Consider the following 17,838-nt stretch of genomic DNA (forward strand, 5'->3'; position numbering starts at 1 on the left):
GTTGTGTGTACAATGTACAGTTGATTTGAAAATTCTGTCGCTAGCGATAGTTCGCGCTAGCCTGCCCCGCAACGAAGCCAACCCGCTGGGAAGTACCTTTTACATTGATTTTATTTACTTTTTTATGGAAAAAACAAAGCATAAATGATGATCTTTTTTTAAAATTGCAATAAGAATAGGGAATGCTTAAACGCATAAAGATATGGAATATAGAGATAAAGCTTGAGAACATGATCTAGCCTTTTTTATTAGCAGCGTATTCTTGACGAGCAAGTTGTCTCTGTATATTTTTGGTTAATCTTTCATTGGCATATTGTGCAATAGCACTTGCAATCTCTGGCTTGGACATCACTTTAGCAATTGATGGTCCTTCCTGTTTTGCAATAGGGAATTGGTCTCCATCATCTCTTTGAAACACATTCCCTCCCATTTTTAATTCAACACGTTTTGGAAAACTGCCTCCCATGATAAAACCATGGGGCAAGATTTCTTTCTTTTTAAACAGTGTGTAAGTTACGCCGCGTTTTGTTTCTTTTGCCTTAAAAAATTTAAGAGGTATCGGTGTTCCAGAACCAATGATATCTGTCTCAAGAAATCTTGCTGTCGCCTTTTCTTTAATATAAACACCTCTTCTTATACGCTTTATTTGGGCTGATGAGATGTCGGTAACTTGCTTTTCAGTAAAGCGTTCAACTTGTTTTGCTGCAGTGTTTAGAGCATTACGCAGAGCCCAATTAAGGCGAGGGGCTTGAAGGCTTGTGAAGGTATCCTTCACCTGTTGAAGATACCATTTTTGGTGGATAATTAATTTCAACTTTTAAGCCTTTTGGGGGGTAGATGTTGATGGCTTGGAAGCTTTAGGTGCTTTTGGTTTTTCGAATGAGGGTTCCTCTGTTACTGTTTCAGATGATGTTTGGTTGGGTTCTTTTTCTACCTGCTTAATCTGTTCAATTGTCTTGTTGGGTTTTATTTTTGTTTTGACATCAACAAAGGGTTTAGCAGCATTTGCACGCTTGAGACGTGCGTAGACTTGATTAGAAATCTCAACAAATGGATTATTGGGAGTTGAAGTTTCAAAACGAACAGTGCTTTTATTATCGCCAACAACACACATTGGCTTGGTGATGATTGCTTTCATCTTCGCTCCTTTTGAGGCAATGAATTAATGACATCATTGGTTACTGAATGGCGTTTGATATGTGCAAAATAGATTAGTCTGTTTTATCAATAAAAACAGTACTTTAAGCCCTCTTGAAAGCTTAATATTTTATCAAATTTTAGGGGATATTTTTGAACTTTAGATACAATACGACTAGTGCCGTACTGCCACTAAATACGATTTTTCACGTATTGTCAATAGAAAAATCACGATATTATATATTTTTAATTTTTTTGATCAAAACTTAGTATTTTAAAAGCCAATCTTTAATTTTATACAAATAACAACATTTATGTTGTATTTAAACATTTTAGATGTTATATTATATTTATGAACAGTCAAGAATTAAAAAGATATCTTACGAAACATGGTTGCAGTTTTACCTCAGGGAAAGGTGGCCATTTGCTTGTAAAACGTGGTTCTAAAAAATCCGTTTTACCTATGCATGGTACGCGGAAAGAATTAGGAACGGGATTAGTTCAAAAGATTCTTAAAGATCTTGACCTAAGGTAAGTCTGAATATGGAGATGTAAATGAAATATGCACTTAAATTTATCAAAGATGACAATGATACTCTTCTTGTCGTTTCCAAAGACTTTCAAGAATTTATTACCTATGGTAACGACGAAAAAGAGGCTTTGGAACACGCTAAAAATGCCCTTTTAACAGTTATTATGGGGCGTTTCCAAGATCGAGAAGTTGTCCCTTTTGGAGCTCGTGATGCTGCCTATCCTTTTGTTGAAGTATCTTCATTAGTTATTTTAAAAATTGCAATACACAACGCTATGGTTGAAAAGAATTTACGCAAAGCTGATCTTACGCGTCTTTTAAAACTCAATCCAATACAAATTGACCGATTATTGGATTTAAACCACGCAACAAAATTAGACTCTTTAGAATCCACTCTTATTACTCTTGGCAAAGAAGTTACCATTAGTATCCAAGATGCCGCTTGAAACTTATTGGTTTTGCGTAAAATGTTTATGGAGCGCATTAAGAGCAACATACAGCGAACCTACAAGATGAGATAGTGATTGATCTTCACTAACAAGATATTGTAATGCGGCATGAAGATTATATTGATGGTAAAAACATTGTGCTTCTTTGATAACCCCTTTCATTTCTTCATAACAATGAGTTGCTCTTTCAATCCATCGTTGTTGTGCCTCTTCATTTGATGAAGGAGTAAAATCATCATAAATTGCATTTGGTAAGGCTTTTGCACAGAGGTAATTATTTCTCACTTCAAGGTATTTTTGTGCTGCATCATACTGATCTTGGTTAATCACACCTTGCAGATAAAGCCGTCCGATATAGGTAGCGGAAAGCGGATTTTTTGCTTCTTCTATGGTTAAACAGAAGCGTTTGGCACGCATTTCTATTGCTAATTTATCAATGGGGTCATGAGGCATTTTTGTCCGTGAGATACGACCGTTGGGTTCTCTGATACATCCCTTAATCCGTGGACGCCCACGTTTTGCATGTTTTTTTCTTTTTGTCATATTTTTTCAATCAGAATGGGACGCTATCATTAAGAGATGCGCTATAATCTTGAGTACCAGAGGCGATAGCATAATTTTGAGAAGTAATGGGTGAGGGGGTAGATTGCTCTTTCTTTGCATCAAGCAAATACAACTCGCCTTTATATTGAGGCAAAATAATTTCTGTTGTGTAACGGTCATGACCATTTTTATCTTGCCATTTACGGGTTTGTAATTTGCCTTCTACATAAACCTTTGAACCTTTGTTTAGATATTGAAGTGCTATTTTTGCCAAATGCGGATTAAAAACCACTACGGAGTGCCATTCAGTTTTCTCTACTTTTTGGTGCGTGTTTTTATCCGTATAGCTTTCAGAAGTAGCCAACCTAAAATTGACTATTTCAGCTCCAGAAGTCATCGTTTTGCTTTCGGGATCTGCCCCTAAATAGCCCATTAAGATCACTTTATTCAACATGTTTTTTGTTACCTTAAGTTTGTGTTTAAATATGTAAAAAAACTAGTATAATTTTATTATTTTTTCAATTATTTCAAAATGATATTATTAATTATTAACATATAACATTATGTTTTACGGCATACCTATACGATAAGGAGATCAAGGTAATTTATTTTGCTGTTTCTTTTCTATTTTCTTCATGAATTCCTTGAATTCTGTTAGATCTTTTTGTGAAAGGCACTTAAAATTTCTAACAAACGGGTTAGGCATTTCATGGTTAAGTGGATCAGAAGAGTTTATTGTAAAATTCTTGCGATAAATATCAGCTTCTTGTTTTAAGAGAGAAGCCATATCTTGATCTAAATCGTATAATTCTATGACCTTTTCTTCCATACCAACGGGCACAGATTTTTTGCCAATCTCGACAGAAGATAAAAACGCTACAGATATACCTAATTTCTCAGCCATATCTAATAGACGCTCTGCATGATCTATACGAATTTTACGTAAGGTTTTGCCAAATGGTGTAAGCATTTGATTAAAGCTCCTATTCACGCAATCAAGCTGCTTTGAGAAGTGATATTGTGTTCTTTTCTAAGAATTGAGGCATTTTGATTTTAGGCGAAAAAATCATCAGTTCAGTAGCTTGCCTTTTCTCCTGTAGAGAATACTGTATGTTGAATTCTACTAAGGGATATTTTCTGTACAAAGATTTAATTTCTTCTACATTATCATAGGTGATCAACCAGGGCGCATTCACATGTTGGGAAAGGGTATTTTCTAATACCTGATGATCGTTAGCTTGATAAAATGAAGCATATAATCCTCGTCCTTTTTTAAAATAAGGAGGGTCCATATAAAAGAAAATATTTTCATCTTTATCTGTCCCATAACGTAGCAAAAACTCTCGTGCATCTAACCATGTTAAATGTATCCTATCTTTGTGCGTACTTATGCGAAGAATGCGTTCAATGATGTTTTTTTTGTTAAATCGGCAATTTATTTTATAATTGCCATTTTGTCCTTTGCCTCCAATTGGACCAGAATTTTTAATAATTCCAGATCGATTTGTACGATTTAAAAAGAGTGCAGCAAATCCTAGGCTAAGTACATCTGCTTGTTCAGAAGAAATTTCTTTTTGTTTATACCATTCTTCTAAGCTAACGGCCGTTGTGTTAATTTTTTCTATTAATTCTTCTGTTTTGTGTAAGACACAATGCCAAAAGCTCCAAATGAATGGATCAATATCGTTAATATGAATATCTTTAACGTCATTATTCAAAAGAAGCTTGAGCGCAAGCCCACATCCACCAGCAAAAGGTTCCCTATAGGAACATCCATTTAATCCATTTTTTTCAAAAATTTCTTTGATTTTTCCATAAAGTATGGCTTTACCGCCTGGATATCTCAATGGTGAGCAGATATGAGTCATTGCTACACCCCTTTCAATATGTTTGTGATTTCTTTAGTTGATTTCATTAATAGAGTGTTAAGAAGATACAGCACCGATTAACCTAAAAAGTCTTATAAATTGGAAATTTTGCTATGGCTTTTTAGTACAAGACTGTAGTATGTAGATGGATATATTTATTAAACTGCGTGTACGAAACATAAGAAACAATACACAGCATAAAAAGTAGTACCAAAGCACAATGTCTAAATACCCAAATACGGTATCCAATGAAAAAGAAAACTGGTGTTCCACGTGCTTAGAAGTGACAGGCAAAGAAACAGCCTCTTCATAACTATTTGGAAAAATTAAAACGACAAGTGCTAAAATTATTAGATTTAAAATTCGGTGCATATATTGTTGTAAATCACGTGTTAGGATCACCCAACCCGTTGTATCATCATGTTTATATTTTGGATTATTTTGCAATTCAAAAGGAATATGAGAATTGCATAAAATTACAAAAATATTTGTTATTATTATCAAACCAAAAGAGGCAAATATCAAAATACTTTGAATAAAATAGGGATTTTTTTTGATATCTAAAAAGCATAAAAATATAAAAACTATAATGCCAAACAAGGCTCTTAGTTGCTTATCTGTAAACATTTTCATTTCCTGCGGTTTTCGATAGTTTTTTAATCTCTCTGTTGATGTCATCTATGAGAGGTTCGTAATTAAGAACGCTTTTTGGCAAATTGCCACCATAAACCCATGCTTTTACTTGCGCTTTGGTGCTAAAATCTGCCTTTTCTGGTATGGTGTAATACTGACCACCGTCAAACTTTTCACACTCTCTTATGCCGTCTTCATATTCGTAGAGGTTGTAAAAATACTCTGCTGCTCCGTCTCCCCAAGGAACATACCCAACAGCCGTTGCGATAAACTTTTTTTGCATGGGCTTTTTACGGTTTATTAAGGATAAATGTTTTAAAATGGGCATGTTTTAATCCTAACTTTACCTATGGGTTTATTTATCTCAAACTTGACCGTACAAGGCGTTTTGTATTGCGGATGTGGTTTTCATCATAAAATCTTTAAATCGCTTTGTACGGTACTTTTTTAGCTGTTTAAACCCATATATCTAATCTCAAAACCATCAGCACTTTTCACTATTTTGCTGTTCTATTAGGTGACGTTAAATACAATTTTACAACTGATGCTTCTGACAAAAGATCTGCTTTCAAATTTCTGCAATAATCTGCAAGCTCTGCCCCTGTTGGCATAAAGGTTTTTGATAACCCCTTTGCTTCTCCACGTATAACGTCCTTAACAGCTCGTTTAAGAGCGTGCTCTGAAGCGTCTGCTAACGCTATGCTATAGTTCAAAGCGATAACATCAGAGTCTGTATTTGCCGGTATTTTGAGACCAGAAAGCAAATAAGCTGCCGCCCCGATATGTTCAACTGTAACTTGCCGTGAAAGCAGTGTTTGTAAGCGGTTACAATCTTGCAAAGTTTGCACTTCTTCCTCCTGCGTCAACGGCTTTCCTCTCATAGAGATCCGAGGATACCAACTCCGGTCCACCCTCTTTGCAAGTTCTTTCAAATGAACTGATAGTCTCTGTATTTCTGCTGCATTCTGATCCGTAAGTATCGCCAGCATAGATTGCTGCTTTGAGGTCACTGAAGCTTTCTGCGAGGTTGCTGGAGAAGTTGTTTGCTGGTTGCTTATAGCGTTCATTCGCATAGCGTTTTTCCCTTTCTAATTTTTCTCGTTTCTTGGCTAGCAATCCATATTCTTGGTGTGTAATCCACTTGTACCATGCCTTTTGCCAATCACTTTTTTTAGCATTTCGATTTGGATTATTTTGCCAATGAAGTTTAAATCTTTCGAATTCTAATAACGCCTCATCATGCGTTAATCCTTTGTCGATTGCGTATTGCAAATTAGGTTCGAAATCATCAGGCAAAAAACACTCTCGATTAGCTTTTGACCGCTTGGCTTTTTTGGGAACGCTTGTCTGCTCGTGAATGGGTGGTTGGTTTTCTGATGATGTTTCGATTTGTTCTGATTGGCTTTCAACAGCATCAACCTCGATTGGTTCGTGAACCAAATCAGTTGTTTCTAAATTTTCAGAACCAATTTCTTTTTTTGCTAATACGATAGTATTAGTTTTTTTATTATATATGTTATTGTTATTGTTAATGGCATCATTAAGCATTGCTTGTGCATTGCTAAAATCCCCACAAGCATCATGCTTAGCATCCTTAAGCATACCGTTAGCATCATGCTTAGCATTTTTAGCATCACTCATTGTTTTTGCTTTATGATGTTTTTCCCATTTTGCCTGTGCTGCCTTCTTTGCTCTCTCTGAAAATTTATTTATATTTTCATTTGAGTTATTGAGTTCTTCCTCAACATCTGAACTCCACAAACGACCATCTTCTAAAGAAATGATGTGCCCAGATCTAAATAAGTAATTTAACGCCTTTTCAAATCTTTTTACTGAACAACAAGTAAAATGAGATAATATTCCTGCATCATTCAAAAGAGGCTCACGCGTGTGTAACATTCTTATCCGTAACTTCACATAAACATTGACTTCCATAGGTGGTAAATCAGAGAGTTTAAATAGCCACTGGTCTGTATTAAGTCTCGTCCAAGCCAATTTAGTTGACATATTTTACCTCCTTTTCTTCATTATTATTAGAGGTAAAATTATCTAGCTCTTCACTGAAGTTATTAAGCTCTTCTTCAACACGCGTATTCCACAATCCGCCATCTATCTCAATAAGTTTATCATTTCTCATGAGATATTCGACAATCGTTGCAAATTTTTTCTGCGAACAATTGCAAGCGCGTGCAAGCGTTTGAAAGTCTGTTTTAATTGGTGCTTTTTTATCATACATGCGAACGAGAAGCGTCATATAAGCCCCCCTTTGCTCCAATGTCATTCCATCTGTACCACTTATCCAGTCATACAAATGGAATCTTATCCATGGCATACCATTAGACATGTGTGCCCCCTTCTTTCTTTAAATATAAAATTGCTAAAGCATCTGCTTCATTATCATCTTCAGGCGCGTGCCCTTTTGCATACATCGCCTTAATCATTTCTACTTTTGAGGCGTTTCCTTTTCCTGTCGTTGCTTTCTTAATTGTGCTAACAGGAATGCCTTCATACGGTATCTGATGATGTTCACACCACGCCGTTAAGGTTGCTAACAAACCGCCATACACATGGGCTGCATCAGTACCGATATGCCGGCGTACTTCTTCAAAATACACGGCATCAATGCCGCCTACTGCCTGCTTTATTTCTGATAGACATCTCTTAAAGCGTAAGTAACGCATACCACCGCCTTCAAAACGACGTGGCTGGAAATTCATGACACCACTGACGATGTGACCATCAGCACCACAAATAGCCCAGCCAGTCTTGATACCTAGATCAAGACAGAGAATGGTTCGCGTGTTATTGATCATAATCCCCCCCTTAGGCTCTACGTATTTATATGCGTGCTGTGACAGAGCGCGTAATCATAAGTTTAAAAAAGTGGATTAACTCAATTCAGACGCACACTACACGCATCATTTATTAATTTGATTTCTTCTTCTCTTTTTTTGATGAGGTCATCCCTTAAGAAGCCAAGATTACTTTCGACTAAAGCTGTAAACAAAAGTAGCTCATTTAGGCGATGAAAAGATGACAAATCTTGAGAAAAATAATTATCAAACCAAGTTGTAAAAGCTTGCGTAAAGGCAGATGAAAACCATTGATTAAAATCATCGTATGGCAATAACGGAAAATAATTTCTATCATCACGCGCAAAAATATTTTGCAGTATATAGACAAGATAACCTGTTGATGAGGGATCTATGCAACTTTCACATGTCTGATTAGGCGAGCGAACACCATAATATATGTCTTCACGTCCAATCTTATTAACAAGATTAATCAACTTGACTTTACTTATAGTGATATGCGGGACATCTATCATCTCTGATCTTTCTTCTTTAAGCCTGTGAATTATGCTGTGGGTGTTTGTTGTTGTCTGTAGAAGCAATAGTAAAAGCAGGCATAGAACTGTTCTTTAATTGTTGTAGTTTCAGATAACTTTTTAATGATAATCCTTTGCCTTGTTCCCAACGACAAACAGAAGCTTGCTTAACGCCTAAAAGGTCTGCTAATTCCTTTTGTGTTAGAGATAAACACTTTCGGATAGATTTAATCTTTAATTTTTCCTCTGTGCCCATTTGAATTGAATCCATTATTTTTAACCATATACGCAATTGTATACAATTTATTTAAAAAAACAATAGATTTTTTTAAATTTAAAAATCATAAGTGATTAATTATGACAAAAAACATCATTGCTACATTGCAAGTATTGCAATCTGAATTTGGTCTCAGCCAACAAGATCTTGCAGAGAGATTAAATGTAACCCAAGCAACCATATCAAGATGGTTGGGGAGCGAGTCAGATCCTAGAGGTTCACATAGAGATGCAATTCTAGAACTATATAAAAGCTTAAAGGGCTATAACCAAATTACTACACTCGTTCCTATTATGGGGTATGTAGGAGCAGGACTAGAGATTGATACAGATGTTGAACAAATTCCAGAAGATGGGCTTGAGACAGTTGAAATACCATTTGATTTACCTTTTGAAGCATTAGGTTTCATGGTTCGTGGAGATTCCATGTATCCTGTGTATAAAGATGGTGATTTAATTGTAGTTAAACATCTGCAAACAAAGCCAGTAAGCGATTATTATGGTGATGAAGTTGTTGTTCTAACAGAAGATAATAGGCGATTCATCAAACAAATTACTCGTTCTCTAGAGGGCATTGTACTTAAATCATGGAATGCAGACCCTATTAAAAATGCTAAGATAAAATGGGTTGGAGAAATAGTTGCAATACTACCACGTAAATCTTATCGTCCACTTATGAAATAATCCCTATAAAGCTTTTGATTCTATCATTCTAAAGACGATATTTATACAGAAATGCAAAAAAAGTGAAATATTTGTAATTTTTTTCTTGATTTAATTTATACGTTTGCGTATAAGTATTATATAAATTAACACAAGCAATTGCCAAGGGGCGTTAGGGAGGAGAAATTATGGAAAAGCCAATTCTTATAAATTCTAATGAAATTCTCTTAGTCATCTGCGAAGATGAAGATCAAAATCTCGCTAAATATGGACCTTTTTTCGAAGAAAAGGAAGTGATCAAATTTATCGACCACGTCGATAATGCGGTGGAAATTTTCCGTATCGAACCAACAAATAACCGGTGCGAAGATATCTCTGAAGATGCTGCTGAATTATACCTTAAAAAGTATGAAGAAGAGTGTTTTGAAGGAGGTATCACCCATGATTTTGTTCTACATAGTTCTGCATACGGTGTTTTTTTAGATGATATCAAACGGTGTGAATATGAAGATGAAATGTACGGTACTTACGAACAACAGCACCGTTTGCGTCCTTGTGATGTGCTTTAAAAACTCTTAAGGGCGTTTGAAAAAGCGCCCCCTTTTCCCATCAATAATTGATTAGAGTAAACTTATGAACACACATGATAATGATAGTGAAGGATATCTCATACCTGAAAACGAGGCAGACAATAGTATTGGTTATGTCCAAATGGTCAATGCCCATGTCATGCATAGGTACTTAAATTTAAAACAAGATTTTAATACTTGGTTTAATGATTGTGTTGAAAAGCTTGATCTAAAAGAAGGTGTGGATTTTGTTTTTACAAAACAAGAATGGAACAAAAAAAAGATTTGTCCAAAATCTGAAATAGAAACAGATAAAACTGATAATCATCACTTCAAAATTCACGCAGCAAAGAAAATCGCTCAAGCAGAGCGCCATAGAAACTATGGCAGAATATTATACCAAGACTTGTGTTTTTATTAATTTAGGAAGTGATGATGCAGAATTTTATTAGAACATATGAAAAAAAATACAAGCTTCTTAAAGGAGTCCATTATGCATAATTTTGTCACAACGGCCAAAAGCAATTTTAATAACAAAACTGTTCAAACTATGTCCAGTCGTGAAATTGCTGAACTATGTGGTAAGCAACATGCACACATTATGCGTGATATTAGGCAAATGTTAGGGGAATTATACCCTGAAGAGGGTCAATCCAAATTTGGATCCACCTATTTAGACAAACAAGGCAAGCCCCAAAACTGCTACCATCTCCCCAAACGTGAATGCCTCATCTTAGTTTCGGGTTACAACATGGCATTACGTGCTAGGATTATAGACCGTTGGCAAGAATTGGAAAAGCAAGCAGTAACACCACAAATCGACTATTCAAGTCCAAAAGCTATGATTGGCTTTTTGAATTACCTCCAAGGGCAAATAGATCAAAAAGACAGCATTATTGAAGATTTAACACCAAAAGCCATGGCACTTGAAAGTTTACAGCGCCATGATGGGCTCTTTGGTCTTACTGAAGCCGCGAAAATACTCGAGATGCAACCAAAACAATTCATTCAATTTTTACAGCAAAAAGGTTGGATTTACAGACGTGCAGCAGGGGGAAATTTACTCCCTTATCAAGACAAAATCCAAAAGCAACTGATGGATTGTCCAACCATCACACTTCAAACCGCCAGTGGAATAGAAAAAGTCATTCCTTGCGCAAAAATCACAGCAAAAGGCATGGGGCTGTTGTCTCAAGAGCTTAAAAGACAAAGCATGCATTAAGAGGAGGGCATTATGATAAAAAAGAAATATAAACTCACTGATGAAACAATCAAAGTTGATGGAACAACGCTTTATCGCATACGCGCCTTAAAAGATTTTGATGATGTCAAAGAAGGCGACCTTGGAGGCTTTGTCGAGAGTGAATGGAATCTTAGCCATGATGATAATTGCTGGGTTGGAGGCAATGCTTGTGTTTATCAAAATGCATATATCTCTGAAAATGCCAAGGTTTATGATGATGCCGAAGTTTATAATAACGCAAAAGTTCGTGGTAATGCCATAGTAGCCGGAGATACAGCATTTTATGGAAGTGACGCTATTTTAAGGTAGGGGGATAAATCATGGAAAAGAAATACGAACTTACTGATGAGAAAGCTGAGTTTAAAGGGGTAACTCTTCACCGTATCCGCGCTTTAAGAGACTTTGGAGTTATTAAAAAAGGTAATTTAGGCGGCTTTATAGAAAATGAAAACAACCTATCGCATCATGGTAATTGCTGGGTAGGTGGTAATGCATTCGTCTTATCTTGTGCTTGCGTTTACGATAATGCTCAAGTTTATGATGATGCTGAAGTTTATGGTAGTGCACGAATTAAACATAATGCACATGTTTACGGTTTTGCCGAAGTTTATGGAATGGCAACGGTTTCCGGTAATGCACGTATTTATGGTAACGCAAAAATTTATCGTGATGCGGATATTGATGGCGATAATATCATGTCCACTGGAGAAAAAGCATGGTGAAAAAATACGAACTGACTGATGAGACAATCGAAGTTGATGGAAAAACTCTTCACCGAATTAGAGCATTGAGAGACTTTGGAGATGTTAAAAAAGGAGATCTAGGTGGTTTTATTGAAAATGAAGGAAATCTTAGCCATGAGGGCAATTGTTGGGTAGGTGGTTCATATATACCCTGTGCAACTGGATATGTTTACGGCAATGCCAAGATTTATGAGAATGCTAAGGTTTATGGCAATGCACGTGTTTATGACAATGTAGAGGTTTTTGGAAATACCTATATTATGGGTCCTGCTCGCATTTATAACAATGTAAAAATTTATGATAATGCTATTATATCGGGCTGTTTCGTGGGAAATGTTGAGATTTTTGGAGATGCAAAAGTTTATGAGAATGCTCGTATTTATGACGAAGTTAAGATTTCTCAAAATGCCGAGGTTTGTGGATTAGCTAATATTAACGGAAACACGAGAATTCCTCAAGATATAAAAATCTAACAACCAAACCAAACAACTTTTAACACAAGCGTGATTCACGCCACGGGGGAATTGCGCGCAATGGAGGAAAGCAAAATGAATGAACAAAACACGAACTTAACAGAAGTAAACAAAACAAACAATTGTGAAGTCAAATCTACAGCTATGGAACTTATTTTAGAAAGAGCTTTAGAAAATGATGTCGATCTGGACCGTCTCAAGAGCCTTCTCGAGTTACGAGAAAAGGAGATAGAACGACAAGAGCGCAAGAATTTTGTCCGTGATCTTTCTATTATGCAAATGGAATATCAAAAAATACATAAAAATGCTACAAACACCCATACAAATAGCCAATATGCTACGCTTGATAAATATCTTGATGCCATAAAGGATAGTCTTTCAAAATATCGCTTTTCCTTGTTTTCTCGTATCAAAGAGCAGAATTCAAATGGCATAACTGTAGAAATGACTTTAAAGCATATATCAGGCAATGAAATATCAACACAAGGAACATTTCCTTTTGACACTACAGGGAGTAAAAATAACATACAAGCAGTTGGTTCTACAATCACTTACGCACGTAGATATCTCTTAGGTATGCTTCTTAATATTGTGAGTGAAGATGATGATACAGATGGAAACGCTCCTATCAAAAAGGCATTTCCGCAGCAAATCAATGAAATCAGAAGACTCATAGTGCAAACCCAATCAGAAGAAGCAAAGGTACTTGATTATGTTAAAGTCAAAAATCTTACGGATATGTCTGAGGGACAAGCCCAAATCGTTTTGCATCTTTTGAAAGATAAACAAAACAAGCAAAAGGCTCCAAAAGAACAATCTCTTCCACAACAAAAGAAGATAGACGCACCTATACAAGATATTGAATATGCACCAACACAACAACAAACGGCGGTGTGAAATGAAACAAAGAACAGAAGAATGGTTTCAAGCCCGTCTAGGCAAAGTCACCGCATCAAACGTTTATAATGTACTCAGTAAAACAGCGAGGGGAACCCCTACAAGCAAATATGAGAACTATAAAATCCAACTTATGACAGAGCGATTAGCAGAGAAAGTAAACCAGTTTTATACGACACCTGCTATGCAATGGGGCATTGAACATGAAGAAGATGCCCTAAAAGAATATGAATTCATTTATGACACGATTGTCACAAGATGCGGATTTATCGAACATCCCACAATCAAAATGGCTGGTGCAAGCCCTGATGGTTTTATTGGTGATGACGGTTTAGTTGAAGTCAAATGCCCGCAAACAAATACTCACCTGCGCTTTTTTATAGATGACAATATAAAGCCCGAATATAGTGCGCAAATGCAGTTCCAAATGGCTTGCACTGGACGAAAATGGTGTGATTTCATTAGCTATAATCCGCATTTTGTAGGCAAATCACTTCACTTGCGCATGAAAATCAAACGCATCTACCGTGATGAAGAACAAATTGAACAGATCAATCAAGCGGTTGAAGTCTTTTTAGAGGAAATAGAGCAAGAGATGGAAAAGATCTCGACAAAAGCTGCATGAAGTTATGGGGGTGCTCTCTCCTCCCAGCACCCCCGCCTATTTATAATTATTCTCAACACTTAGATAATAAGGAAAGTTTTAAATGAACGAAGAAAAATTAACTGCCTCAATAGAAAAAGTAAGCTTATTCGAACAAGCTTTACTGTCGATGCGTTTGCAACGGCTTGTCAATATACAAGATCTCTCAATTTATCTCGGAATGTCAATGACATATATTAGAGAGCTTGTAAAAATCGGAGCTTTTCCTAAGCCTATACAAGAAGGACGATACCTAAAATGGGATCTTGTTGAAATTGATCGTTATATTGAAGCTAAAAAAACTGAAAGAGATTCTGTAGAATTGTCTTGAAGAAGTCCAAAGTAACGAACTGCTCGTAGAGACAGGTTAACAAAAATGACAGAAAATTATTGATAATAGCTTGATCATGAATAATTTAGTGACAATCGGTAATGATGGTATTGCCGTTAAGATCTCTTTAAAAATTACAGAGGGTGTGGGGAATAGCCACGCTACAGTTATAAAGCTTGTACATCAAAATATTGAAGACTTTCAAGAATTTGGAAGGGTTGGATTTGAAATCTCACCCTTTTGAAAAAAGGGTGTTCTATTTGCTGGAAGTTCAGTGACAAATTTAAAAAATGGAGATAAGAAACATCAACAGGCTTTAAAGCCTTCTCATAGTCAATAAATCTATTAAAAAAGGGGAAAAATGAAACAAACTTTAAAATTATTAAGCTGCATAGCTTTATTAAATATGGCTGGATGTAACTCAAAGCCTCCTTCAACATCCTTTGTTATATGGGAAAAGCCAGGTGTAAACTCTACTGAGGTAGGAAACGCACTATTAGAGTGTGGTGCGCTATCTCCTTATAGTAGCGGTATAGACAATAGCAAATTAGGCATTCATGAATGGTCGATGATTCATGCTTGTATGATCCAATCAGGATTTCACTATAAAATTAAAGATGGGAAATGGTGTGAAAATTGTAAAGATGATAGGATTCCGGTATATTCTCTTAATAGTTCTATCAAGACTCAAAGAAGTGTTGAGAAACGCTTAAACAGCTCGTTTTGTAAAAACGACGGTATAATAAAACTTCTCAATATCAACACTCCGTTTTGCCATTGATCATCAACAATCAAAATACTGTATGGGATAGTAATAGCTTATATGCGAACAGATTTTTGGGAACAATGACATACCCTTATGGAACAGTGGGCTGCCCCTTATGGAACAGTGGGCTGCATTTATAACAGGAGCGACTTGACAGGCTTATAACAATGTGTCTATTGTCGAATCAGGTGCCTGAAAAACACCTTGAATCGATAGCGGATAGATTGCCGAAACAATCTTTTCTCCGCACATTAAAGGCTTTGACTCATTGTATGCTACACGCATATAATGACTTTGTCGGGTGTGGTTATGCTATACAATACCTTTTATAGGGAAAGCGTGACGACGGACTATCGACCGTGTTTTTCAGCACCCGGCATCCTTTGTTGGATGTCAATGAAAAATCTCTAATCGATAGGAGTTCGTTATGAACACACTTATAGAAATTAAAGAACAAATCATTGATCAGGAAACTGTTCAGACAGTAAACGCGCGCGAATTGCATACGTTTTTGGCAATAGGAAAACGTTTTGCGACTTGGATTACGAACCGCATTAATCAGTATGCATTTGAAGAAGGAAAGGACTATATTTTAACGCTTCCCAAAATTGGGAAACGTAAAAATGTTATCAGCAAAGAATATCACCTTACCTTAGATATGGCCAAAGAGCTCTCAATGGTTGAACGCAATGAGAAAGGTAGACTGGCTCGTCGTTACTTTATTGAGTGTGAGAAAAAGTTAAAAAGCCAATCTGTTGATTATGACCATGATACGCGCTTTGATTTGCCAAGCCATTGGGAGGGTATGAGTGCTGGTGAAAAAGCTTTGTATCTTTTAGGTCCTATTCATGTTCGTCTTATTGATGCTTTTAGAGTGGATGAAGAGAACAGAAAATATAAAGCCCTCATTAAAGAAGTAAAGCAGGTTTTAGCAAGATCTGTCGTAAAAGCAGCTTAGTTTGTAGAATTGATTCTATTTCCTCGTCTTTTATGGCGGGGAGGGGAATTGGGGAGTCGAAGCAAAACATGGTATGGTGATTTAGTTCCAAAATATGCTTCAAAAAAGCAGCAATGATTCGTATTTTAGTACTATCTCAATACCATCTGATAGCGTTATGATAGGGTTTTAAAAGGTGGTTTAGAAGGTGGTTTAATTTTTTCTAATTTCTAATAAATTACTGAAAAATAAGGGGAAATCCACATACCGTGGTGCGGACGGCGGGACTTGAACCCGCAAGGTCTTCGACCGGCAGATTTTAAGTCTGCTATGTTTACCGTTTTCATCACGTCCGCGACGAGAGTTCTCTCATAAGCTATATCTTTTATTGAATCAAGAATTAATGACAAAAGAAAAAATTTTCACTTTTTTTTCGTGAAATTTTGACTGACAATATTTTTTTTTATCGCTAGAAGAAGCCTGTATAATATAAATAAAGCATGAAATGATCAGTGTTATGAGTAAATTTATTCAAGATGTCACAAAAGCTATGGTGGGATTACATCACGTGTTTGCTGAAACCCCCCTTCAAAGAAATGATTTTCTAAGCCAAAAATATGATGCAGAAATTTATTTGAAGCGTGAAGATTTAACACCGGTGCGGTCTTATAAGATTCGTGGTGCTTTCAATTTTGTTTCAGAAATGTTGAGCAGTATATCGTCAGATTCTGCATTTGTGTGTGCTTCAGCAGGGAATCACGCACAAGGGGTTTCTTTTGTTTGTCGTTATTTTAAACGTAAAGGCGTGATTTTTATGCCTATGACAACGCCACAACAGAAAATTGAGAAGACACGTATTTTTGGTGAAGAGTTTATTGATATTCGTTTGGTTGGTGAAACATTTGATCAATGTTATGAAGCTGCGCAATCTTTTGTCGTCGAGAACGGTGGTGTGATGGCTCCTCCGTTTGATGATATTCGCATTATTACGGGGCAAGCAACTGTGCTCTGTGAAGCTGCTTTGCAATGGAAAAAACTCAATGGAGAAAGTGAACCAGATTTAATGATTGTGCCGGTAGGGGGAGGTGGTTTGGCAAGTGGGATAAGCAAGTTCTTACGGGAATATGGTTGGAATACAAAGCTTCGTTTTGTTGAGCCCCAAAGAGCTGCAAGCTTGCTTGCTTGTTTGGAGAGTGGAAAAAGGGTCAAACTAGAAAATATTGATACTTTTGTAGATGGGGCTGCGGTGGCTGAAATTGGTGCACTAAACTATACAATTTTAAAGCATTTTTCTCCTGATTCTGTCATTACGGTTCCTGAAAATCGCGTTTGTTCTACGATGGTTGAAATGCTTAATGTAGAAGGTGTGGTTCTTGAACCAGCTGGTGCTTTATCGATTGATGCGCTTAACAGTATTCCATCTCAAGAGTTGAGCGGTAAAAAAATTATTCTCGTTATTTCAGGAGGTAATTTTGATTTTGAGCGTTTGCCAGAGATTAAAGAGCGTTCTTTACGTTTCCAAGGCTTGAGAAAATATTTTATTTTTAGTTTTCCGCAGCATCCTGGTGCATTGCGTCATTTTCTTTCCACATTATCACCGGATGATGATATTGTGCGCTTTGAATATTTTAAAAAATCAGCGAGAAATTTTGGTTCTGTATTGGTTGCGATTGAAACAAAAAAATACGACAATTTTCGTCTCTTAGAAGAAAAATTTCAAGCGTTAGGTTGGCGCTATCGTGATATTACGGATGATCAAACATTATTTGATTTTGTTATTTGAAAAATTGAAATTTTACTAAAACAA

At 36.3% G+C, this 17,838-nt stretch carries 30 protein-coding genes and 1 tRNA gene; 16 read left to right on the top strand and 15 right to left on the bottom strand.

Annotated elements, in window-relative coordinates; translation table 11 throughout:
- Positions 1 to 235: 235 nt before the first annotated feature.
- Together D1093_RS03035 and D1093_RS03040 are read right to left on the bottom strand one after the other, a co-directional pair.
- Entirely contained in the window at positions 236 to 814 is a 579-nt protein-coding gene (locus tag D1093_RS03035; protein ID WP_120100607.1) for a hypothetical protein, read from the bottom strand.
- 3 nt (positions 815 to 817) lie between these two features.
- A complete protein-coding gene (locus tag D1093_RS03040) occupies positions 818 to 1,138 on the bottom strand; it encodes a hypothetical protein (RefSeq protein WP_120100609.1) in 321 nt (106 codons plus the stop codon).
- A gap of 351 nt (positions 1,139 to 1,489) precedes the next feature.
- On the opposite strand from D1093_RS03040, the gene D1093_RS03045 reads away from it, so the two are divergent.
- Complete coding sequence (locus tag D1093_RS03045) at positions 1,490 to 1,672, top strand: type II toxin-antitoxin system HicA family toxin (protein WP_038473319.1); 183 nt, start codon at positions 1,490 to 1,492, stop codon at positions 1,670 to 1,672.
- A gap of 20 nt (positions 1,673 to 1,692) precedes the next feature.
- Positions 1,693 to 2,115 (top strand): hypothetical protein, encoded by a 423-nt coding sequence (locus D1093_RS03050; protein WP_012231075.1) that lies wholly within the window; start codon positions 1,693 to 1,695, stop codon positions 2,113 to 2,115.
- A gap of 3 nt (positions 2,116 to 2,118) precedes the next feature.
- On the opposite strand, the gene D1093_RS03055 is transcribed toward D1093_RS03050, so the two are convergent.
- From D1093_RS03055 to D1093_RS03110, 12 genes are all read right to left on the bottom strand, one after another.
- Entirely contained in the window at positions 2,119 to 2,661 is a 543-nt protein-coding gene (locus tag D1093_RS03055) for a hypothetical protein (RefSeq protein ID WP_120100610.1), read from the bottom strand.
- A 10-nt stretch (positions 2,662 to 2,671) separates the two neighbouring features.
- Positions 2,672 to 3,115: a single-stranded DNA-binding protein gene (gene ssb, locus D1093_RS03060; RefSeq protein WP_120100612.1), complete on the bottom strand. Its 444-nt coding sequence runs from the start codon at positions 3,113 to 3,115 to the stop codon at positions 2,672 to 2,674.
- A 141-nt stretch (positions 3,116 to 3,256) separates the two neighbouring features.
- On the bottom strand, positions 3,257 to 3,631 hold the full coding sequence (locus D1093_RS03065) for a helix-turn-helix domain-containing protein (protein ID WP_120100614.1): 375 nt from the start codon (positions 3,629 to 3,631) through the stop codon (positions 3,257 to 3,259).
- 25 nt (positions 3,632 to 3,656) lie between these two features.
- Positions 3,657 to 4,529 carry a DNA adenine methylase gene (locus D1093_RS03070; protein ID WP_120100616.1) on the bottom strand — a complete coding sequence of 291 codons (873 nt, stop codon included), beginning with the start codon at positions 4,527 to 4,529 and terminating at the stop codon, positions 3,657 to 3,659.
- A 111-nt stretch (positions 4,530 to 4,640) separates the two neighbouring features.
- On the bottom strand, positions 4,641 to 5,156 hold the full coding sequence (locus tag D1093_RS03075) for a hypothetical protein (RefSeq protein WP_120102329.1): 516 nt from the start codon (positions 5,154 to 5,156) through the stop codon (positions 4,641 to 4,643).
- Entirely contained in the window at positions 5,143 to 5,490 is a 348-nt protein-coding gene (locus tag D1093_RS03080) for a hypothetical protein (protein ID WP_120100893.1), read from the bottom strand. Before D1093_RS03080 ends, D1093_RS03075 begins: the two co-directional genes overlap by 14 nt.
- A gap of 169 nt (positions 5,491 to 5,659) precedes the next feature.
- On the bottom strand, positions 5,660 to 6,010 hold the full coding sequence (locus D1093_RS03085) for a hypothetical protein (RefSeq protein ID WP_244614019.1): 351 nt from the start codon (positions 6,008 to 6,010) through the stop codon (positions 5,660 to 5,662).
- A complete protein-coding gene (locus D1093_RS03090) occupies positions 5,988 to 7,169 on the bottom strand; it encodes a DUF1376 domain-containing protein (protein WP_150222265.1) in 1,182 nt (393 codons plus the stop codon). The genes D1093_RS03085 and D1093_RS03090 overlap by 23 nt, the downstream gene beginning before the upstream one ends.
- Positions 7,159 to 7,506, bottom strand: a complete 348-nt coding sequence (locus D1093_RS03095; RefSeq protein WP_012231588.1) for a YdaU family protein — start codon at positions 7,504 to 7,506, stop codon at positions 7,159 to 7,161. Before D1093_RS03095 ends, D1093_RS03090 begins: the two co-directional genes overlap by 11 nt.
- Positions 7,499 to 7,975 (bottom strand): crossover junction endodeoxyribonuclease RuvC, encoded by a 477-nt coding sequence (locus tag D1093_RS03100; RefSeq protein WP_120100898.1) that lies wholly within the window; start codon positions 7,973 to 7,975, stop codon positions 7,499 to 7,501. Before D1093_RS03100 ends, D1093_RS03095 begins: the two co-directional genes overlap by 8 nt.
- Positions 7,976 to 8,055: 80 nt before the next feature.
- Positions 8,056 to 8,490 (bottom strand): hypothetical protein, encoded by a 435-nt coding sequence (locus D1093_RS03105; protein ID WP_120100899.1) that lies wholly within the window; start codon positions 8,488 to 8,490, stop codon positions 8,056 to 8,058.
- Positions 8,491 to 8,506: 16 nt separating this feature from the next.
- Positions 8,507 to 8,746, bottom strand: a complete 240-nt coding sequence (locus D1093_RS03110) for a helix-turn-helix transcriptional regulator (protein ID WP_120100901.1) — start codon at positions 8,744 to 8,746, stop codon at positions 8,507 to 8,509.
- Positions 8,747 to 8,847: 101 nt separating this feature from the next.
- On the opposite strand from D1093_RS03110, the gene D1093_RS03115 reads away from it, so the two are divergent.
- The 13 genes from D1093_RS03115 to D1093_RS03175 all read left to right on the top strand — a co-directional run bounded on the left by D1093_RS03115 (position 8,848) and on the right by D1093_RS03175 (position 16,052).
- The gene (locus tag D1093_RS03115; RefSeq protein WP_120100902.1) at positions 8,848 to 9,450 is read left to right on the top strand and encodes a S24 family peptidase; all 603 of its coding nucleotides are present in this window, start codon (positions 8,848 to 8,850) and stop codon (positions 9,448 to 9,450) included.
- Between the two features lie 167 nt (positions 9,451 to 9,617).
- Positions 9,618 to 9,998 carry a hypothetical protein gene (locus D1093_RS03120; RefSeq protein ID WP_120100904.1) on the top strand — a complete coding sequence of 127 codons (381 nt, stop codon included), beginning with the start codon at positions 9,618 to 9,620 and terminating at the stop codon, positions 9,996 to 9,998.
- Between the two features lie 64 nt (positions 9,999 to 10,062).
- On the top strand, positions 10,063 to 10,419 hold the full coding sequence (locus D1093_RS03125) for an antA/AntB antirepressor family protein (RefSeq protein WP_120100905.1): 357 nt from the start codon (positions 10,063 to 10,065) through the stop codon (positions 10,417 to 10,419).
- Positions 10,420 to 10,491: 72 nt separating this feature from the next.
- Positions 10,492 to 11,220: a Rha family transcriptional regulator gene (locus D1093_RS03130; RefSeq protein WP_120100906.1), complete on the top strand. Its 729-nt coding sequence runs from the start codon at positions 10,492 to 10,494 to the stop codon at positions 11,218 to 11,220.
- Positions 11,221 to 11,232: 12 nt separating this feature from the next.
- Positions 11,233 to 11,550, top strand: a complete 318-nt coding sequence (locus D1093_RS03135; protein WP_120100908.1) for a hypothetical protein — start codon at positions 11,233 to 11,235, stop codon at positions 11,548 to 11,550.
- A gap of 11 nt (positions 11,551 to 11,561) precedes the next feature.
- Positions 11,562 to 11,963: a hypothetical protein gene (locus D1093_RS03140; protein WP_120100910.1), complete on the top strand. Its 402-nt coding sequence runs from the start codon at positions 11,562 to 11,564 to the stop codon at positions 11,961 to 11,963.
- Positions 11,957 to 12,457 (top strand): LbetaH domain-containing protein, encoded by a 501-nt coding sequence (locus D1093_RS03145; RefSeq protein ID WP_120100911.1) that lies wholly within the window; start codon positions 11,957 to 11,959, stop codon positions 12,455 to 12,457. The genes D1093_RS03140 and D1093_RS03145 overlap by 7 nt, the downstream gene beginning before the upstream one ends.
- 75 nt (positions 12,458 to 12,532) lie before the next feature.
- Entirely contained in the window at positions 12,533 to 13,354 is an 822-nt protein-coding gene (locus tag D1093_RS03150; protein ID WP_120102330.1) for an ERF family protein, read from the top strand.
- A gap of 1 nt (position 13,355) precedes the next feature.
- Complete coding sequence (locus D1093_RS03155; protein ID WP_120100621.1) at positions 13,356 to 13,979, top strand: lambda exonuclease family protein; 624 nt, start codon at positions 13,356 to 13,358, stop codon at positions 13,977 to 13,979.
- Positions 13,980 to 14,061: 82 nt separating this feature from the next.
- Positions 14,062 to 14,328, top strand: coding sequence for a helix-turn-helix transcriptional regulator (locus D1093_RS03160; protein WP_019221612.1), 267 nt, complete (start codon positions 14,062 to 14,064; stop codon positions 14,326 to 14,328).
- 76 nt (positions 14,329 to 14,404) lie between these two features.
- Positions 14,405 to 14,572, top strand: coding sequence for a hypothetical protein (locus D1093_RS09905; RefSeq protein WP_167309078.1), 168 nt, complete (start codon positions 14,405 to 14,407; stop codon positions 14,570 to 14,572).
- A 117-nt stretch (positions 14,573 to 14,689) separates the two neighbouring features.
- Positions 14,690 to 15,109 (top strand): hypothetical protein, encoded by a 420-nt coding sequence (locus D1093_RS03165; RefSeq protein ID WP_120100623.1) that lies wholly within the window; start codon positions 14,690 to 14,692, stop codon positions 15,107 to 15,109.
- A 412-nt stretch (positions 15,110 to 15,521) separates the two neighbouring features.
- Positions 15,522 to 16,052: an antA/AntB antirepressor family protein gene (locus tag D1093_RS03175; protein ID WP_120100625.1), complete on the top strand. Its 531-nt coding sequence runs from the start codon at positions 15,522 to 15,524 to the stop codon at positions 16,050 to 16,052.
- Positions 16,053 to 16,301: 249 nt separating this feature from the next.
- Here D1093_RS03175 and D1093_RS03180 read toward each other — a convergent pair.
- Positions 16,302 to 16,387 (bottom strand) — tRNA-Leu (locus tag D1093_RS03180).
- A 149-nt stretch (positions 16,388 to 16,536) separates the two neighbouring features.
- Between D1093_RS03180 and ilvA the strand changes: the two genes are divergently transcribed.
- Positions 16,537 to 17,814 (top strand): threonine ammonia-lyase IlvA, encoded by a 1,278-nt coding sequence (gene ilvA, locus D1093_RS03185; protein WP_120100627.1) that lies wholly within the window; start codon positions 16,537 to 16,539, stop codon positions 17,812 to 17,814.
- Positions 17,815 to 17,838: the final 24 nt, after the last annotated feature.

Origin of the sequence: Bartonella kosoyi (assembly GCF_003606325.2) — a bacterium.
GTDB classification, from domain to species: Bacteria; Pseudomonadota; Alphaproteobacteria; order Rhizobiales; family Rhizobiaceae; genus Bartonella; species Bartonella kosoyi.

Coding starts and splice junctions, on each gene's coding strand:
- D1093_RS03095 (WP_012231588.1), bottom strand. CDS start 7,506: ATGTCTAATGGTATGCCATGGATAAGATTCCATTTGTATGACTGGATA.
- D1093_RS03050 (WP_012231075.1), top strand. CDS start 1,693: ATGAAATATGCACTTAAATTTATCAAAGATGACAATGATACTCTTCTT.
- D1093_RS03055 (WP_120100610.1), bottom strand. CDS start 2,661: ATGACAAAAAGAAAAAAACATGCAAAACGTGGGCGTCCACGGATTAAG.
- D1093_RS03120 (WP_120100904.1), top strand. CDS start 9,618: ATGGAAAAGCCAATTCTTATAAATTCTAATGAAATTCTCTTAGTCATC.
- D1093_RS03155 (WP_120100621.1), top strand. CDS start 13,356: ATGAAACAAAGAACAGAAGAATGGTTTCAAGCCCGTCTAGGCAAAGTC.
- D1093_RS03125 (WP_120100905.1), top strand. CDS start 10,063: ATGAACACACATGATAATGATAGTGAAGGATATCTCATACCTGAAAAC.
- D1093_RS03135 (WP_120100908.1), top strand. CDS start 11,233: ATGATAAAAAAGAAATATAAACTCACTGATGAAACAATCAAAGTTGAT.
- D1093_RS03115 (WP_120100902.1), top strand. CDS start 8,848: ATGACAAAAAACATCATTGCTACATTGCAAGTATTGCAATCTGAATTT.
- D1093_RS03175 (WP_120100625.1), top strand. CDS start 15,522: ATGAACACACTTATAGAAATTAAAGAACAAATCATTGATCAGGAAACT.
- D1093_RS03130 (WP_120100906.1), top strand. CDS start 10,492: ATGCATAATTTTGTCACAACGGCCAAAAGCAATTTTAATAACAAAACT.
- D1093_RS03150 (WP_120102330.1), top strand. CDS start 12,533: ATGAATGAACAAAACACGAACTTAACAGAAGTAAACAAAACAAACAAT.
- D1093_RS03040 (WP_120100609.1), bottom strand. CDS start 1,138: ATGAAAGCAATCATCACCAAGCCAATGTGTGTTGTTGGCGATAATAAA.
- D1093_RS03100 (WP_120100898.1), bottom strand. CDS start 7,975: ATGATCAATAACACGCGAACCATTCTCTGTCTTGATCTAGGTATCAAG.
- D1093_RS03090 (WP_150222265.1), bottom strand. CDS start 7,169: ATGTCAACTAAATTGGCTTGGACGAGACTTAATACAGACCAGTGGCTA.
- D1093_RS03075 (WP_120102329.1), bottom strand. CDS start 5,156: ATGTTTACAGATAAGCAACTAAGAGCCTTGTTTGGCATTATAGTTTTT.
- D1093_RS03160 (WP_019221612.1), top strand. CDS start 14,062: ATGAACGAAGAAAAATTAACTGCCTCAATAGAAAAAGTAAGCTTATTC.
- D1093_RS03065 (WP_120100614.1), bottom strand. CDS start 3,631: ATGCTTACACCATTTGGCAAAACCTTACGTAAAATTCGTATAGATCAT.
- D1093_RS03110 (WP_120100901.1), bottom strand. CDS start 8,746: ATGGGCACAGAGGAAAAATTAAAGATTAAATCTATCCGAAAGTGTTTA.
- D1093_RS03165 (WP_120100623.1), top strand. CDS start 14,690: ATGAAACAAACTTTAAAATTATTAAGCTGCATAGCTTTATTAAATATG.
- D1093_RS09905 (WP_167309078.1), top strand. CDS start 14,405: ATGAATAATTTAGTGACAATCGGTAATGATGGTATTGCCGTTAAGATC.
- D1093_RS03080 (WP_120100893.1), bottom strand. CDS start 5,490: ATGCCCATTTTAAAACATTTATCCTTAATAAACCGTAAAAAGCCCATG.
- D1093_RS03145 (WP_120100911.1), top strand. CDS start 11,957: ATGGTGAAAAAATACGAACTGACTGATGAGACAATCGAAGTTGATGGA.
- D1093_RS03070 (WP_120100616.1), bottom strand. CDS start 4,529: ATGACTCATATCTGCTCACCATTGAGATATCCAGGCGGTAAAGCCATA.
- ilvA (WP_120100627.1), top strand. CDS start 16,537: ATGATCAGTGTTATGAGTAAATTTATTCAAGATGTCACAAAAGCTATG.
- D1093_RS03140 (WP_120100910.1), top strand. CDS start 11,562: ATGGAAAAGAAATACGAACTTACTGATGAGAAAGCTGAGTTTAAAGGG.
- ssb (WP_120100612.1), bottom strand. CDS start 3,115: ATGTTGAATAAAGTGATCTTAATGGGCTATTTAGGGGCAGATCCCGAA.
- D1093_RS03045 (WP_038473319.1), top strand. CDS start 1,490: ATGAACAGTCAAGAATTAAAAAGATATCTTACGAAACATGGTTGCAGT.
- D1093_RS03105 (WP_120100899.1), bottom strand. CDS start 8,490: ATGATAGATGTCCCGCATATCACTATAAGTAAAGTCAAGTTGATTAAT.